Annotated in this window: 18 protein-coding genes; 11 read left to right on the top strand and 7 right to left on the bottom strand. The window is 52.3% G+C overall.

Going from position 1 to position 15566, the window contains the following annotated elements; all coding sequences use genetic code 11:
* Positions 1-78 precede the first annotated feature (78 nt).
* The gene (anmK, locus tag FN082_RS06010; protein WP_139540069.1) at positions 79-1203 is read right to left on the bottom strand and encodes an anhydro-N-acetylmuramic acid kinase; all 1125 of its coding nucleotides are present in this window, start codon (positions 1201-1203) and stop codon (positions 79-81) included.
* A gap of 267 nt (positions 1204-1470) precedes the next feature.
* On the opposite strand from anmK, the gene slyB reads away from it, so the two are divergent.
* Together slyB and FN082_RS06000 are read left to right on the top strand one after the other, a co-directional pair.
* A complete protein-coding gene (gene slyB / locus FN082_RS06005; protein ID WP_112214400.1) occupies positions 1471-1938 on the top strand; it encodes an outer membrane lipoprotein SlyB in 468 nt (155 codons plus the stop codon).
* A gap of 232 nt (positions 1939-2170) precedes the next feature.
* On the top strand, positions 2171-3523 hold the full coding sequence (locus FN082_RS06000; protein ID WP_142981286.1) for a sensor domain-containing diguanylate cyclase: 1353 nt from the start codon (positions 2171-2173) through the stop codon (positions 3521-3523).
* A gap of 42 nt (positions 3524-3565) precedes the next feature.
* On the opposite strand, the gene slyA is transcribed toward FN082_RS06000, so the two are convergent.
* Positions 3566-4006, bottom strand: a complete 441-nt coding sequence (gene slyA / locus FN082_RS05995) for a transcriptional regulator SlyA (protein WP_139540071.1) — start codon at positions 4004-4006, stop codon at positions 3566-3568.
* 171 nt (positions 4007-4177) lie between these two features.
* Here slyA and FN082_RS05990 point away from each other — a divergent pair, with 171 nt between their 5' ends.
* The 3 genes from FN082_RS05990 to FN082_RS05980 are packed head-to-tail and all read left to right on the top strand — an operon-like array spanning position 4178 to position 7345.
* The gene (locus FN082_RS05990; protein ID WP_139540072.1) at positions 4178-4414 is read left to right on the top strand and encodes a DUF1656 domain-containing protein; all 237 of its coding nucleotides are present in this window, start codon (positions 4178-4180) and stop codon (positions 4412-4414) included.
* Between the two features lie 10 nt (positions 4415-4424).
* Entirely contained in the window at positions 4425-5321 is an 897-nt protein-coding gene (locus tag FN082_RS05985; RefSeq protein WP_142981285.1) for an efflux RND transporter periplasmic adaptor subunit, read from the top strand.
* Complete coding sequence (locus FN082_RS05980) at positions 5321-7345, top strand: FUSC family protein (RefSeq protein ID WP_142981284.1); 2025 nt, start codon at positions 5321-5323, stop codon at positions 7343-7345. The genes FN082_RS05985 and FN082_RS05980 overlap by 1 nt, the downstream gene beginning before the upstream one ends.
* Positions 7346-7406: 61 nt before the next feature.
* Here the strand turns inward: FN082_RS05980 and FN082_RS05975 are convergent, their stop codons facing one another.
* Together FN082_RS05975 and FN082_RS05970 are read right to left on the bottom strand one after the other, a co-directional pair.
* Complete coding sequence (locus FN082_RS05975; protein ID WP_139540075.1) at positions 7407-8303, bottom strand: aldo/keto reductase; 897 nt, start codon at positions 8301-8303, stop codon at positions 7407-7409.
* 48 nt (positions 8304-8351) lie between these two features.
* Positions 8352-8591 carry a DUF1289 domain-containing protein gene (locus FN082_RS05970; RefSeq protein ID WP_139540076.1) on the bottom strand — a complete coding sequence of 80 codons (240 nt, stop codon included), beginning with the start codon at positions 8589-8591 and terminating at the stop codon, positions 8352-8354.
* A 142-nt stretch (positions 8592-8733) separates the two neighbouring features.
* Here FN082_RS05970 and FN082_RS05965 point away from each other — a divergent pair, with 142 nt between their 5' ends.
* The 4 genes from FN082_RS05965 to rnt all read left to right on the top strand — a co-directional run bounded on the left by FN082_RS05965 (position 8734) and on the right by rnt (position 11729).
* Positions 8734-9333 (top strand): TetR/AcrR family transcriptional regulator, encoded by a 600-nt coding sequence (locus FN082_RS05965; protein WP_142981283.1) that lies wholly within the window; start codon positions 8734-8736, stop codon positions 9331-9333.
* A 53-nt stretch (positions 9334-9386) separates the two neighbouring features.
* A complete protein-coding gene (nemA, locus tag FN082_RS05960; RefSeq protein WP_139540078.1) occupies positions 9387-10484 on the top strand; it encodes an alkene reductase in 1098 nt (365 codons plus the stop codon).
* Between the two features lie 84 nt (positions 10485-10568).
* Positions 10569-10976, top strand: a complete 408-nt coding sequence (gloA, locus tag FN082_RS05955; protein ID WP_139540079.1) for a lactoylglutathione lyase — start codon at positions 10569-10571, stop codon at positions 10974-10976.
* A 108-nt stretch (positions 10977-11084) separates the two neighbouring features.
* A complete protein-coding gene (rnt, locus tag FN082_RS05950) occupies positions 11085-11729 on the top strand; it encodes a ribonuclease T (RefSeq protein WP_139540080.1) in 645 nt (214 codons plus the stop codon).
* A gap of 52 nt (positions 11730-11781) precedes the next feature.
* Here the strand turns inward: rnt and grxD are convergent, their stop codons facing one another.
* Positions 11782-12129, bottom strand: coding sequence for a monothiol glutaredoxin 4 (grxD, locus tag FN082_RS05945; RefSeq protein WP_004102692.1), 348 nt, complete (start codon positions 12127-12129; stop codon positions 11782-11784).
* A gap of 339 nt (positions 12130-12468) precedes the next feature.
* On the opposite strand from grxD, the gene FN082_RS05940 reads away from it, so the two are divergent.
* Together FN082_RS05940 and sodB are read left to right on the top strand one after the other, a co-directional pair.
* Positions 12469-13323, top strand: a complete 855-nt coding sequence (locus FN082_RS05940) for a C40 family peptidase (RefSeq protein WP_142462874.1) — start codon at positions 12469-12471, stop codon at positions 13321-13323.
* A 121-nt stretch (positions 13324-13444) separates the two neighbouring features.
* Entirely contained in the window at positions 13445-14026 is a 582-nt protein-coding gene (sodB, locus tag FN082_RS05935) for a superoxide dismutase [Fe] (protein ID WP_142462875.1), read from the top strand.
* A 53-nt stretch (positions 14027-14079) separates the two neighbouring features.
* Here sodB and FN082_RS05930 read toward each other — a convergent pair whose 3' ends face one another.
* Entirely contained in the window at positions 14080-15246 is a 1167-nt protein-coding gene (locus tag FN082_RS05930) for an MFS transporter (RefSeq protein WP_139540084.1), read from the bottom strand.
* Positions 15247-15410: 164 nt separating this feature from the next.
* Positions 15411-15500 carry a cytochrome bd-I oxidase subunit CydH gene (gene cydH, locus FN082_RS05925; RefSeq protein ID WP_139540085.1) on the bottom strand — a complete coding sequence of 30 codons (90 nt, stop codon included), beginning with the start codon at positions 15498-15500 and terminating at the stop codon, positions 15411-15413.
* Positions 15501-15566: the final 66 nt, after the last annotated feature.

Genomic DNA, 15566 nt, shown 5'->3' with positions numbered 1-15566 from the left:
CTTTCCCGGTCCGGGAGGACATTACGCCCTCCGTTAACAGCATCCAGTTTACAAATAAACATGCACAGGTGATTTCAGTTAACTCTGATTCTGCACGGAATTCGCCGGGAAAATAGCCCCCAGAACGGACGCTTGTGAAGCACCGGTAACCGAAGGCAGATTGCCAGGCAACCCGGCGAGCGTCCGCCATGCCAGCCATGCGAAAGCCAGCGCTTCCATATCATCGCCGCTAATCCCTGCTTCATCAGTAGTCGAGACTTCAGTCCCTGGTAGTAAAGCTGCCAAACGCGCCATCAGTAACGGATTACGCGCACCGCCGCCGCAGACCAGCAGTCGCTCGCATCCACCGCTCAGCAGTACCTGTTCGCTGATGCTGACTGCCGTAAGCTCAGCCAGGGTCGTCTGCACGTCCTGTGCGCGAACTCCGGGATAACGCGCCAGAAGCTGCGCCAACCAACCATAATTAAAATACTCCCGACCGGTGCTCTTTGGCGCGGGTAGTGCAAACCACGGATCGCTCAACATATCCTGTAGCAGCGGCAGCAAAACTTTTCCTTCGCTAGCCCACAGCCCATCTTTATCAAAAGGCTTACCGCACTGACGCCAGATCCACGCGTCCATCAGCATATTGCCCGGACCGGTATCGTAACCGCGTACCGGCTGCCCCGGAGCCAGTAAAGAAAGATTGGCAATACCGCCAATATTAAGAATCATCCGCCGTTCTGTCGGGTGCGCCAGTAGAGCATGATGGAACGCTGGCACCAGCGGCGCGCCCTGGCCGCCAAGCGCCATATCGCGGCGGCGAAAATCCCCCACAACCGTCACGCCGGTATGCGCGGCAATCTGGTTGTTGTCGCCAATTTGCATCGTATGTGGCGCATCACCCGTAGGTTCATGCCAGACCGTCTGCCCGTGGCAGCCAATGGCGATAATCTCCGACGCCTGCAAATTCTCCTGGCGCATCAGCGCCAGAACCGCATCGGCGAATAGCCGCCCCAGCCGTGTATCCAGCCGCCCCAGTTGAGATAACGTCAGCTGCTGCCCCTGGCAGATAGCCAGAATCTCTTCCTTAATAGCAACAGGGATGGGATACGTCAGGCTGGCCTGTTGAGCGACCAGATTTTCATTAATTGCTGCGAGAACAACATCAACACCATCAAGGCTGGTGCCGGACATTACGCCGATAAAGCGACCCGATTTCATACGCTTTCCTTCATTCCATGACTCTCGTAGACCCACACTCCACCATAAACCCGGGGGCAATACTATGCTGCTATAATATTTTTTAACAATAGAAGTAAGGTGATTGTTCTTAGCGTAAAGAACTTATGTTTAGTTTAGGTTGAGACGACTCTGATTATTATTTTTTGTATAGTCCCAGCATCTGCTATGCCAGCAGACGCTTAAATGCCATATAATTGGCTACAAGGAAGTTCAATAGAACGCTTCTTGTGAACAGGAGATTCATAAATGATTTTACGTGTTTTGGCTGTCTCGATGATTGGTTTTACGCTTGCAGGCTGCGTCAGTAGCAGCGGCCTCTCTGGTGATGTTTACTCCGCATCTGAAGCCAAACAGGTCCAAAGCGTGACCTACGGCACCATTGTGCATACCCGTGCAGTCCAGATTCAGGGCGGTGACGAGAACAATGCGATTGGTGCTATTGGTGGTGCAGTTCTCGGCGGCTTCCTCGGTAACACCATCGGCGGCGGTACCGGTCGTTCACTGGCAACGGCAGCAGGCGCAGTCGCCGGTGGCGTAGCGGGTCAGGGTGTACAGGGCGCGATGAACAAAACCCAGGGCGTTGAGCTGGAAATCCGCAAAGATGATGGCAATACCATCATGGTAGTGCAGAAGCAAGGTAGCACGCCATTCTCCGTCGGCCAGCGCGTAGCGATTGCCGGCAGCGGTAGCCAGGTTACCGTTTCCCCACGCTAAAACATGCTTATGCGGTCCTCACGGGCCGCATAGCCATACAAATAAAGTATTATTTACCTAAATATATAAATAAAAAGAATATATTTAATTTTTCACTCCTTTTCCCCTTCGACTGTTTGCGCCTGCTCAATAATTCGAACGTTATTATCAAGTACGCTCAGCCTGTATTTATTACACTATTTACGACCATCACGTCGTTTTACTTTCGCCCTTTTATTTAGGGATGCTGACTATGCTTGTTGATTTGAAAAACTTATCTCACCGGATATTTCTTTACGTCGCTGTTTGCGGCCTGTCTATTATTACGATTAATTTACTTGCTGGTTCATTAATTCATCGTATATCTACAACATCGTCGATGCTTTTCCCGGTATTGACTATTTCATTGATGAGTTTTCATATTACCGTCGCCTGCTTTATGTCGATGAAGTATCTCTGTGACAAAAAAAGGCTGTACCTGGCCCCGATCGCTTTCGCTTTTGCCTGTTCGGCCTTGCTGATGCTGGGTACGATCAGTAGCTATCCTGACTGGCTGATGTGCGGTCAGGGTCGCGTCGTCAATCAAAATGATGCGCTGATTTTTTATTTTTTTCGCAACATCATGATGGCGGTGCTATTTATGACGTCGATTATTTTATATCGTACCCGCCACAGAACGATTAGTTCATGGAAAATGCACGCGACGGTACTCAGCAGTTGTGTCATATTTGTCAGTATTATATTAGCATTATCATGGATTCACTCTAGCCACTCGCCGTGGTTAAACATAGAGTTCATTGATAACCTGACTTTCACCTTTACACCGCTTTGGCATAGCCGAATTGGCTGGGTATTAATTATCATATGGTCATTAACGCTGACTTTACTTGTTGGGCTGACTCGACTTCGTAATATATTTTGGTACAGCGGCGCTTTTTTTTGCACTACCTATATATTTACACTGTTCGTTCTGCTCTCCACCGTTCACGATATCAATCACACCTGGAATCAGGCTCGCTTCTTTGAAACGCTAAGCACCCTGTTTCTGATTTTAGTGCTGCTCGGCGATGTTTTTATGCTCTATCGCGAATCAAACAACAAGTATATCCGCTCCTACCAAAACTCCATTCGCGACCCTCTGACCCGGCTGTATAACCGCAGCTATTTTTACGACACTCTCAATGGGTTACTACCGAAGGTCTCTCCTTCGCAGCCGCTATCGGTCATCGTTAGCGATCTCGACCATTTCAAGCGCATCAACGATAACTACGGGCACGTACAGGGGGATAAGGTGATTCAGTTTGCAGCCAGCGTCCTACAAAGCAATGTGCGCCAGGACGACGCCGCAGCGCGTATCGGTGGCGAGGAGTTTGCTCTGCTATTGGTCAATACCAGTGCCAATGAAGCGCTGGCCATCGCCGAACGTATCCGCCAGACCGTCAGCAAAACGCGGGAGGAATTACCTGAAAGAATGACTATCAGTATGGGGGTTTTTACAGCTTACAATGCGGACGTTACGGCAGAAGAGTGCGTTAAGCGCGCAGATACGGCGATGTACGAAGCCAAAAACGCTGGCCGTAATCGCGTTGTAGTCTGGCGTGAATAGATAAGAAAAGAGGCCTTGAGAAGGTTCAAGGCCTCAGTAAGATCAATCTTTTGCCTGGATATCGAGGATGTTGTGTTCAAGTTTACGAATCAAATTAAGCAACGTTTCCACTTCTTGCGCGGAGACGCCAGCCAGAATCTCATCGCGCGTTTTACCAATGACCTCTTCCATTTCATTGATCAAAGGCTCCGCTTTTTCCGTAAGCTTGATACGTTTTGCCCGCCGATCGTTTGCACAGGTCTGGCGAGAAATAAGCCCTTTCTCTTCCAGTTGGTCGAGTGTGCGAACCAGCGAAGGCTGCTCGATACCAATGGCTTTCGCCAGCTGAATCTGCGACTGTTCAGGCGGCAGCTGGTGAATGTTATGCAGCGTGACCCAGTGCGTCTGCGTTAACTCCAGAGGTTTCAGGCGATGGTCGATTAGCGCGCGCCATACGCGTACTAAACGTGCCAGATCAGAACCCAGTGGCGATTCCAATTTCATCTCCTTATAATTAGCTTGCTAAGTTATTATACTGATTTTAGAATAGTGTGCAGCATTTAAATTATCAAAACAAATGAATTACCTGATTCACTAAAATCAAGACAATGATTTACAATGTGAATAATCGCATAACCTGAACATTTATCCTGCAACGGCAAAGGATTTTTGCTTGTGAAACTGAGTATTAACACAGCTGGCTTGTCGCTCCAGGACCTGGTGTTCGGCGCTTCGGTCTACTTTCCGCCTATCTTTAAAGCCGTTCTGCTGGGCTTTTTTATCTGGTTAATTATCCACCGCCAGCTACGCGACTGGATGTACACGGGAGAGATCTGGCATCCCCTGCTCATGGATCTCTCTTTTTTTGCGCTCTCCGTCTGTCTGGCGCTGGTTTTATTGACTGTCTGGTAATGCTCATTTCATGAAGAAGATAAAGTATCTATCCACATTACTGGTCGCTGCACTGGCCATTATTGCCGCCTGGCTGGTCTGGAATTACTACACCCAATCCCCATGGACACGCGATGGAAAGGTTCGCGCCGAACAAGTTGGCGTAACTCCGCAAGTTTCCGGCAGCATCCTGCAGCTCAACGTTCGCGACAACCAACTCGTTAAAGCTGGTGACATACTGTTCAGAATTGATGAAACGCCATATAAAATTGCGTTGCTCAACGCCCAGGCTCAGCTAGCTAAAGCCAAAGCTGAAGTTGCCCGCGCGCAAGCTGAACAGAAAAAAGCCGCCAGCGACGCCAACCGTCGGCGCAATCTTTCACAAAACTTCATCTCTGCAGAAGATTTGGAAAACGCCAACACCGCGCTTCATACCGCAAATACCAATCTTGAAGCGGCGAAAGCCGTGGTTGGGGTAGCGCAGGCTACCCTCGATCATGCCCAATGGCAGCTAACGCAGACTGAAATCAAAGCGCCTGTTGACGGTTGGGTAACCAATCTTTCGACGCGCGTTGGCGACTACGCAGCCGTCGGCCATCCGGTTTTCGCCCTCGTCGACAGCCACTCCTTTTATGTAATAGGCTATTTTGAAGAAACAAAATTGCGCAATATTCGTCCCGGCGATAGCGCGCAAATCATTCTTTATAGTAGCAAACAAAAGTTACAGGGTCACGTAGGCAGTATTGGACGCGCAATTGTCGACCAAAGCGTGGAAAGCAATGGTGGTCTGGTCGCAGATATTAAGCCGAATATTCCATGGGTTCGTCTTGCCCAACGTGTACCAGTGCGTATTGAGTTTGACAACCTGCCGCCGGATACTACGCTGGTCTCTGGTACCACCTGCACTGTCGCTATTGGCCTGCAGTAATGAAGCTGCAGGCCCCTACGTGGCGCTCGCTCCCGTGGATTAAGGCCAGCCGTCCGCAGTGGCGCTATGCCCTGCGAAATGGGATTGCGATGTGCCTGGCGCTGAGCATCGCCTACGGGTTAAACCTTGACGAACCCTACTGGGCGATGACCTCCGCTGCTGTCGTTAGCTTCCCCACCGTCGGCGGCGTTATCAGTAAAAGCTTTGGGCGTATTGCCGGTAGCCTGCTCGGCGCCTGCGCGGCGCTGTTATTAGCCGGACATACCCTCAACGACCCCTGGTTATTTCTCTTTAGCATTTCAGCGTGGATAGCTCTCTGTACATGGGCCTGCGCGATGTTCACCAATAACGTCGCCTACGCCTTCCAGCTCGCAGGCTACACCTGCGCGATTATTGCCTTCCCGGTTATCAATATCACTGACGCTAACGAACTGTGGACCATTGCCCAGTCACGCGTCTGCGAAGTCATCGTCGGTATTCTGTGCGGTGGACTGATGATGATGATCTTACCGAGTACTTCCGACGGCACCACGCTATTAACCGCATTAAAAAACATGCATGCCCGACTGCTGGAGCACGCCAGTCTACTGTGGGTGCCGGAAACCACTGATGCCATCCGCACCGCGCACGAGAGCGTTATTGGGCAAATTCTGACCATGAATCTGCTGCGCATCCAGGCTTTCTGGAGCCACTATCGCTTTCGTCGGCAAAACCCCCTACTAAATTATTTACTGCATCAGCAGTTGCGGATGACCAGCGTAATTTCGAGCCAAAGGCGAATGCTGCTTAACTGGCCCACTGCCCCCGCCAATACCCGAAAAGTCCTGGAAGCTTTACTGAGTGAATTGGCCAATTTAAACGCCGATGTCTATAGCGTTGCCCGCATTATCGCTCCGCTGGCGCCATCTGCCGATTCGGACTATCGGCACATCGCCTTCTGGAAACGACTACGCTACTTTTGCCGGCTCTATCTCGAGAACAGTCGCTGGATTAAGCGCATTGAAAACGCAACGGCGGTGACTGAATTTAACGTGCCTTCAGCGCCAGCGCTAACGCGCCACACTGACCAGGCCGAAGCGTTGTGGAACGGTGTACGCACGTTTTGTGCCCTGGTGATGGTAGGCGCATGGGGGATCAGCACCCAGTGGGAGGCCTGCGCCGCCGCGTTGACCCTGGCAGCTATCTGCTGCGTACTCTATTCAGTCTCTCCCTCGCCGTTTAAGTCATTAACGCTCTTGATGCGCACTCTGGTCCTGCTGTCGCTGTTCAGTTTTGTAGTAAAGTTCGGCCTGATGGTACAGATAACCGATTTATGGCAGTTTTTGCTGTTCCTGTTCCCGCTGTTAACCACCATGCAACTGCTCAAATTACAGATGCCTAAACTGGCCGGACTCTGGGGGCAGTTGATTGTGTTCATGGGTTCTTTTATATCGGTAACCAACCCGCCGGTTTATGATTACGCTTCGTTTCTTAATGATAATCTGGGGAAAATCATCGGAGTAGGCCTTGCCTGGCTGGCTTTCGCTATTATCAGCCCGGGTTCTGACGCGCGTAAAAGCCGCCGCCATATTCGTGCGTTACGGCGTCACTTTGTCGATCAGCTAAGCCGTCGTCCGCAACACAGCGAGCATGAGTTTGAGTCGCTGGTGTACCACCACATCAGTCAACTCAGCAACAGTCAGGATGCGCTGGCGCGCCGCTGGCTGCTGCGCTGGGGCGTGGTGCTGCTCAACTGCTCGCATGTGGTGTGGCAGCTACGTGAGTGGGAAACCCGCTCCGACCCGCTCTCGCAGGTACGTGATTTATGTATTAGCCTGCTGCGGGATGTCATGAGCGAACGCGGCGTACAGCAGCGCCCCCTCGCGGCTACGCTCCAGGAGCTACAGCGCATCTGCGACGCGCTTAACCATCATCATCAGCCTGCAGCCAAAGAGCTGGCGGCAGTTATCTGGCGGTTATGGTGCGCACTGTCGCAACTGGAACAGGCGCCGATTGCCGGGACCATTGCAGAAAGAACATCTTGAGGTGAAACCATATTGAAACGGTATCTCTGTCCATGGCTCCAGAGATACCGGGTTGTGATGATTACGGAACGTCGTATCCTAATGCCGCTTTACGGATACGGAACCACTGCTGGCGGGACATATTGAGCTTCTCAGCCACCAGCGCAGAGCGCACGCGCTCAATCTTTCCAGAGCCGATAATCGGTAACGGCTGCGAAGGCAGGCGCAGGATCCATGCATACACCACCTGCTCGATGCTTTCGGCATTAAGCTCCTGGGCAACACGGGCCAGCTCATCGCGCAGCGGCTGGAAGCTTTCGTCGTTAAACAGACGTCCGCCGCCAAGGCAGGACCAGGCCATCGGCCGGATACGTAACTGCTGAAGCTGATCCAGGGTGCCGTCAAGCAGCAGCGGCTGATGCACCGGAGAAATTTCCACCTGATTAGTCGCCAGAGTAAACGGCAGACGCGATTGCAGCAGGGTAAACTGGGCTGGCGTGAAGTTGGATACGCCGAAGTGGCGCACTTTACCGCTATGATGTAAGGCCAGGAAGGCTTCCGCGACCTCATCAGCGTCCATCAGCGGGTCCGGACGGTGGATAAGCAGCAGGTCGAGATGATCGGTTGCCAGATTGCGCAACGATTGTTCCGCGCTCAGAACAATATGATCGCGGTCGGTAATATAGTGACCGATGGTATTTTCAGGGCGCGCTTTAGTGGCGATCCCGCATTTAGTGACGATTTCCATCCGGCTACGCAGATGCGGGGCCAGCTTCAACGCCTCGCCAAACGCCGCTTCACAGCGATAGTCGCCATAAATGTCGGCGTGATCGATGGTAGTTATACCCAGATCCAGGTGTTGCTCTACAAAGCCCACCAGCTCTTTAGTGGACATATTCCAGTCCATCAGACGCCAGTAGCCCATCACAAAACGAGAGAATTCCGGCCCCTGCGGAGCCATAGCAATACGCTGAACCATAACAGCTTCCTCAACAAAAAAGTGTCCTGAGTATACGCAATTTTATGCTTAAAACAGTGAGGGTTGCTGCGGTTCTTCCGCGCTATCCTGTTTAGCTGCGCGCAATTTGCGCAGCAGACGCTGGCGGCACAAGCGCAGAACTTCCTGCTTTTGCACATCGCTCATTTTTTGCCAGTTAAAACGCTCATCGCGGCTGCGCAGGCACCCCCGGCAGTAGCCGCGTTCATCAGACTGACAAATCCCCCGGCACGGACTCTGTACCGGGAAGAACTCCAGTTGTTCAGCCACTTCGCCTCTCCCACCGCTTGTCTCTTTCTCTATTGAAGACGTTTCACCCGCCGTTCGCAAATTTTGTTCACCGCCCTCTGCGCCAACTGGCATTTTTAATTATCACTTGCATTAGACCAATCGGTCTATTACAGTGAGCGCCATGAACAAACACAGTGAATGTAATACCCGCGAACATATCCTGGTCACCGGCGAGCAGCTCTGCATGCACCGCGGTTTTACCGGGATGGGGCTGAGCGAGCTGCTAAAAACAGCGGAAGTGCCAAAAGGCTCTTTCTATCACTATTTTCGCTCTAAAGAGGCCTTTGGCGTCGCGCTGCTCGATTATCATTACGCCGGATACCTTCAGCGGCTGGTGGAACATTTTGACCACGGCGAGGGAAACTACCGCGACCGCCTGCTGGCCTACTATCAGCATACGCTGACGCAGTTTTCCCAGCAGGGCATTATCAGCGGCTGTTTGACGGTGAAGCTGTCGGCAGAGGTGTGCGATTTGTCAGAAGATATGCGCACCGCGATGGATAAAGGCGCCAGCCAGATTATCGCCCTGCTGGGCGATGCGCTGGAGAAAGGCCGTCAGGAAGGTAGTCTGGTGTTTGACGGCGATGCATTAACGCTCTCGCAGGTGCTTTATTCTCTGTGGCTGGGAGCCAATTTACAGGCCAAGATTACGCGTAGCGCAACGCCGCTGGAAAGTGCCCTTGCCCACGCCAAAAATATTATTGCTGCGCCTGTCGTTTAACAGGCGTTTTTATTTAACCAGTTTCAAGACGACCGGTCTACTCAGGAGTCATTATGTCAGAATCAAAGTTGTTTACCCCGTTGAAAGTGGGTGCGGTAACCGTGCCAAATCGCGTGTTTATGGCTCCGCTGACGCGTCTGCGCAGCATTGAACCAGGCGATATTCCAACCCCGTTAATGGGCGAATACTACCGCCAGCGTGCCAGCTCCGGTCTGATAATTTCGGAGGCTACGCAGATTTCCGCCCAGGCTAAAGGCTACGCGGGCGCACCGGGTCTGCACAGCCCGGAACAGATCGCCGCGTGGAAGAAAATCACCGCTGGCGTACATGCGGAAAACGGTCTTATTGCCGTTCAGCTGTGGCACACCGGCCGCATTTCGCACCACAGCATTCAGCCTGGCGGTGCGGCACCGGTCGCGCCTTCAGCCATTAGCGCAGGAACCCGTACCTCACTACGCGATGAAAACGGCCACGCCATTCGCGTCGATACCTCAATGCCGCGCGCGCTCGAAACCGAAGAGATCCCGGGGATTGTTAATGATTTCCGCCAGGCAGTCGGTAACGCCCGCGATGCCGGTTTTGACCTTGTTGAACTGCACTCCGCCCACGGATATCTGCTGCATCAGTTCCTGTCCCCTTCCTCCAACCATCGTACCGATCAGTACGGCGGCAGCGTTGAAAATCGTGCTCGCCTGGTACTGGAAGTGGTTGATGCCGTGAGCAAAGAGTGGAGTGCTGACCGTATCGGTATTCGCGTCTCGCCAATTGGCAGCTTCCAGAACGTCGATAATGGCCCGAATGAAGAAGCTGATGCGCTGTATCTGATTGAAGAACTGGCTAAACGCGGTATTGCTTACCTGCATATGTCTGAGCCAGATTGGGCTGGCGGCCAGCCGTACAGCGATGAATTCCGCCAGAAAGTGCGCGACCGTTTCCCGGGCGCCATTATCGGCGCTGGCGCGTATACGGTTGAAAAAGCAAACGATCTTATTGGTAAAGGTCTGATTGATGCCGTCGCTTTTGGTCGCGACTATATTGCCAACCCGGATCTGGTGGCGCGTCTGCAGAAAAAAGCCGCACTGAATGAACAGCGCCCGGAAAGCTTCTACGGCGGCGGCGCGGAAGGCTACACCGATTATCCCACTCTGTAATCCCTCCATTGCATTGATAGCGGCGGGTTATCGCCGCTATACTTAACGCTCTGATGTATCAAAATAAACTGCATAGGGGACATTATGCGCCTACTTCACACCATGCTGCGCGTTGGCGACCTGCAACGTTCTATTGAGTTTTACACCAACGTGCTGGGCATGAAACTGCTGCGCACCAGCGAGAACACTGAGTATAAATACTCGCTGGCATTCGTGGGTTACGGCGAAGAAAGCGACACCGCCGTTATTGAGCTGACCTATAACTGGGGCGTTGATAAGTACGATCTCGGTAGCGCCTATGGCCATATCGCGCTGAGCGTTGAAAATGCGGCGGAAGCCTGCGAGCGCATTCGCAAAAACGGCGGTAACGTGACGCGTGAAGCCGGTCCAGTCAAAGGCGGCACTACGGTCATCGCTTTTGTTGAAGATCCGGACGGTTATAAAATCGAACTGATCGAAGAAAAAGACGCCGGAAAAGGTCTCGGCAACTAATCTGCTTCGGGCACCGGCGGTGCCCGCTGTTTTATCCCCCCTTCCTGCTGCAAGGCACGACAAAATTTGCCATAATGCGCGCTACTTTTTTCCAGCTAAGAGAATCTGATGTCCGAGAACGCTCAACTTAATGGTCTGTGCGACCGTTTTCGCGGTTTCTATCCTGTGGTAATTGATGTTGAAACTGCCGGATTTAATGCCAAAACCGACGCCCTGCTGGAGATCGCCGCTATTACGTTGAAAATGGACGAGCAAGGCTGGCTGATGCTGGACGAAACGCTGCATTTTCATGTTGAACCTTTCGAAGGCGCAAACCTGCAGCCCGAAGCCCTGGCATTTAACGGGATTAACCCCAACGATCCTGAGCGCGGCGCAGTCAGCGAATACGACGCGCTGCACGCGATTTTCAAAATGGTACGTAAGGGCATGAAAGAGAGCGATTGCAGCCGTGCCATTATGGTCGCGCATAACGCCACGTTCGATCACAGTTTTACGATGGCGGCAGCAGAACGAGCAGGCCTGAAACGTAACCCTTTTCACCCGTTCGTGACCTTCGATACCGCAGCGCTAAGCGGGCTTGCGCTTGGTCAGACGGTACTGTCAAAAGCGTGTATTGCCGCGGGAATGGAGTTTGATGGTACTCAGGCTCACTCGGCGCTCTACGATACCGAGCAAACTGCACATCTGTTTTGCGAAATCGTTAACCGCTGGAAGCGCCTTGGCGGCTGGCCATTACCCATAGCGGAAGAATAAGAGATAAAAAAAGCGACTCCATCAGAAGTCGCTTTTTTATTGGCAGCAATAATTACTCTGCTTTCGGTTCGTCAGTTTTATACTTGGCGGCCGTTTCTTTGATCAGTTGCTGCAGTTCGCCGCGCTGATACATTTCAATCACGATGTCACAACCGCCGACCAGTTCACCGTCAACCCACAGCTGCGGGAAAGTCGGCCAGTTAGCGTATTTCGGCAGTTCTGCACGAATGTCCGGGTTTTGCAGGATATCGACGTAGGCAAAACGTTCGCCGCAGGCGGAGAGCGCCTGAACAGCCTGAGCGGAGAAACCGCAGCTTGGCAGTTTCGGGGACCCTTTCATATAAAGCAGGATCGGGTTTTCAGCGATTTGACGTTGGATTTTTTCTAAAGTCGTACTCATTGTCGTGCTTCCTTAAACTTCTCTACGGCAGTAATTTGTCATTGTAGCGCCCTGAACGCAGGACCGATAATAACATTTTTTTCACTTGCTACATTTTATCTTCTGTAGGCATAAGATGCCTCAAAAATATCATTTTATTGTCATCCGCAGCAATGCATTGCGCATTTTTCACTCGCCACATCGGCTGCCAGACGCATTTTTTTGCAAATGTTAACCAAACGAGACTTTAGATACAAAAGAGTATTAACTTTCCGGGATTTTATGCTTTAGAATCGATGCGGTTTGTCATTCATCGTCAGGCATCTGTATATGTCTGTAATTTAATCAGGGGATTGCTCAGTGGCGCGTCTTAACAAAATCGCGATTTCGCTCTGTGCATTACTTTTTACATCTATTTCGCTTACGCCGCTGGCGCATGCTTCCGGGCATACGCATGCTTCGGCCACGCCGAAAGCGCATCCGGCCAAAGGCACCACCGCAGAGCGTAAGAAAAAAGCAGCCAGTTCCAAAAGCAAAACCACCGCCAAAACCTCCAACAAGAAAACATCGACTACCAGCCGAACCAAATCTACCGCATCAAGCCAGACTGCCAGCGCCGCAAAAAAATGCGTTCTGCGTAAAGGTTATAAAAAACTGTGCGCCAGCTCAACGAGGCCGGTAGCGGAAAGCAAAATGGCGACGGCAAGCGCGCAGAAAAAATGCGTGGTGCGTAAAGGCTACAAAACCCGCTGTAAACCTGTTGCCGACGAGCCTCTGTTGACTATCGCCGACGCGCACAAAGCTCGGGTACAAAAAGCGCAAACCACGGCTATGTCGAAGCTGATGGATCAAATTGGCAAACCTTATCGCTGGGGCGGCTCCTCCCCGCGCACAGGCTTTGATTGCAGCGGTCTGGTTTACTACGCCTATAAAGATCTGGTCAAAATCCGTATTCCACGTACCGCCAATGAGATGTATCACCTGCGCGACGCCCGTCCGGTGGATCGCGGCGAGCTGCAGAGCGGTGATTTAGTCTTCTTCCGCACCCGCGGACGCGGTACCGCCGATCACGTCGGCGTCTATGTTGGCAACGGTAAGTTCATCCAGTCTCCGCGCACCGGTCGTGATATTCAAATTACCTCATTAAGTGAAGATTACTGGGTACGCCACTACGTCGGCGCGCGCCGCGTCATGACGCCAAAAACTATTCGCTAATTGTGCCTCGTCGCTTCGGTGACGGGGTAACTCTCTCTTTTGCCACATCTTTTAATTTGCTACTATTACCATGCTCAATACATGGTTATTGCGCACATTAACTATAAAAAGGAGAGTAGCAATGTCGTTCGAATTACCTGCATTACCATATGCAAAAGACGCCCTGGCGCCGCACATTTCCGCAGAAACCCTGGAATACCACTACGGTAAACATCACCAGGCCTATGTCACCAACCTAAATAACCTGATCAAAGGCAGCGCATTTGAAGGCAAAAGCTTAGAAGAGATCGTACGTTCTTCTGACGGTGGCATCTTTAACAACGCAGCTCAGGTCTGGAACCACACCTTCTACTGGAACTGCCTCGCGCCAAACGCAGGCGGCGAGCCGGAAGGTGAACTGGCGGCAGCGATCGCTAAATCCTTCGGCAGCTTTGCTGATTTCAAAGCCAAATTCACCGATGCGGCAGTAAAAAACTTCGGCGCGGGCTGGACCTGGCTTGTGAAAAACGCCGACGGTAGCCTGGCTATTGTCTCCACCAGCAACGCAGGAACGCCGCTAACCAGCGACGCCACTCCGCTGCTGACCGTGGATGTCTGGGAACACGCTTATTACATCGACTACCGTAACGCCCGTCCGAACTATCTGGAACATTTCTGGGCGCTGGTGAACTGGAAGTTTGTTGCGGCTAACCTGGCAGCATAAAAGCAAACCGCAGAAGAATTGCTCCTTCTGCGGTTATTTCACTTCACGCGAGATTAGCTATTGGCTAACGCTTCTTCCGGTTGCGCCCGGCCGCTAAACAGTACCAGCAGTAGCGCCACACCCGCGATAATCGCTCCCATCACCGGCACAAACGCATATCCCAGCCCGCCAGAAATCACCGCACCGCCTGCAGCCGCACCCAGGGCATTCCCAAGGTTGAAAGCGCCGATATTCACCGATGATGACAGCCCCGGCGCCTCATGAGCCACGCGCATCACGCGCATCTGCAGAGGTGGAACCACCGCAAAGGTCGCAGCCCCCCAGACAACCATGCTGATAGCCGCACCGAGCTGCGACTGAGCCAGCAGCGGGATAGCCAGCATAATGGCCATTAACAGCAGCAGAAAGCCCTTCAGGGTTCCGGAGACGGAACGGTCGGCAAACTTACCGCCAAGGTAGTTACCCAATGAGAAGCCCACGCCAATCAACACCAGCATCGCGGTCACAAACAGCGGTGATGCGTGGGTGATGGTATGCAGAACCGGTGAAATATAGGTATAAAGCGTGAACATCGCCCCTGCCCCAAGCACGGTTGTCAGCAGCGCCGACAGTACCTGCGGACGCATCAGCACCGAAAGTTCCTGCTTTACGTTCGGACGTTCACCGACGCTGCCTTTCGGCAGGGAAAACCACAGGCCGATCATCGCCACGACGCCCAGCCCCGCCGTGGCAAGGAACGACATGCGCCAGCCGATAGTCTCACCCAGCCAGGTCGCAGCGGGAACGCCGCCGATATTAGCAATCGTCAGCCCCATAAACATCGTCGCTACGGCGCTGGCCTGCTTATGTTTCGGTACCACGCTCGCCGCCACCACGGAGCCTAAGCCGAAGAAAGCGCCATGGTTAAGACTGGTGATAATGCGCGACAGCAGCAGCGTGGTGTAATCCGGCGCAATGGAGGAGAGCACGTTACCAAGGGTAAAAATCGCCATCAGAAAAATCAGCGCATTTCTGCGCGCGCGGTGGGAGAGCAGCAAGGTCATCAGCGGCGCACCGACCATTACGCCGATTGCGTAGGCGCTAATAAGCATTCCCGCCGCCGGAATTGAAACATCCACGCCTTTAGCGATAACCGGTAATAGCCCCATTGGGGAGAACTCGGTCGTACCAATACCAAAGGCACCGATCGCCAGAGCTAGCAGGGGAAAGTTGATTTTCATGCAAGAACTCCATCAGGCCGCCTTGATCGGCGACATTTCATCAGAAGTCAAAAGCATGACATCAATCACAGAAAAACAAAAGTAAACGAAATGGCAAAAGATTTTTGCGAAATTGGTAATAATGAAAGAGGAAAAGGGAGAGAGGCCTCTCCCTTCTAACAAAATTAGTGCAGTACTGCGGTCAGACTTGCGGCGACAATCAAACCCAGAGCAATAATCGTTGTTGTCAGCGAAAACTTTAAATTTGTATCCATCAATTTTCCCCCTATTTATCCCCACATGAAAAGTGAGCTTGCTCATTTTTGCATAGAATAGCGTAA

Source organism: Klebsiella spallanzanii, assembly GCF_902158555.1.
In the GTDB taxonomy this organism is placed as follows: domain Bacteria; phylum Pseudomonadota; class Gammaproteobacteria; order Enterobacterales; family Enterobacteriaceae; genus Klebsiella; species Klebsiella spallanzanii.
The sequence above is the reverse complement of the archived record's forward strand: the minus strand, read 5'-3'. Positions and strand labels throughout refer to the sequence as shown.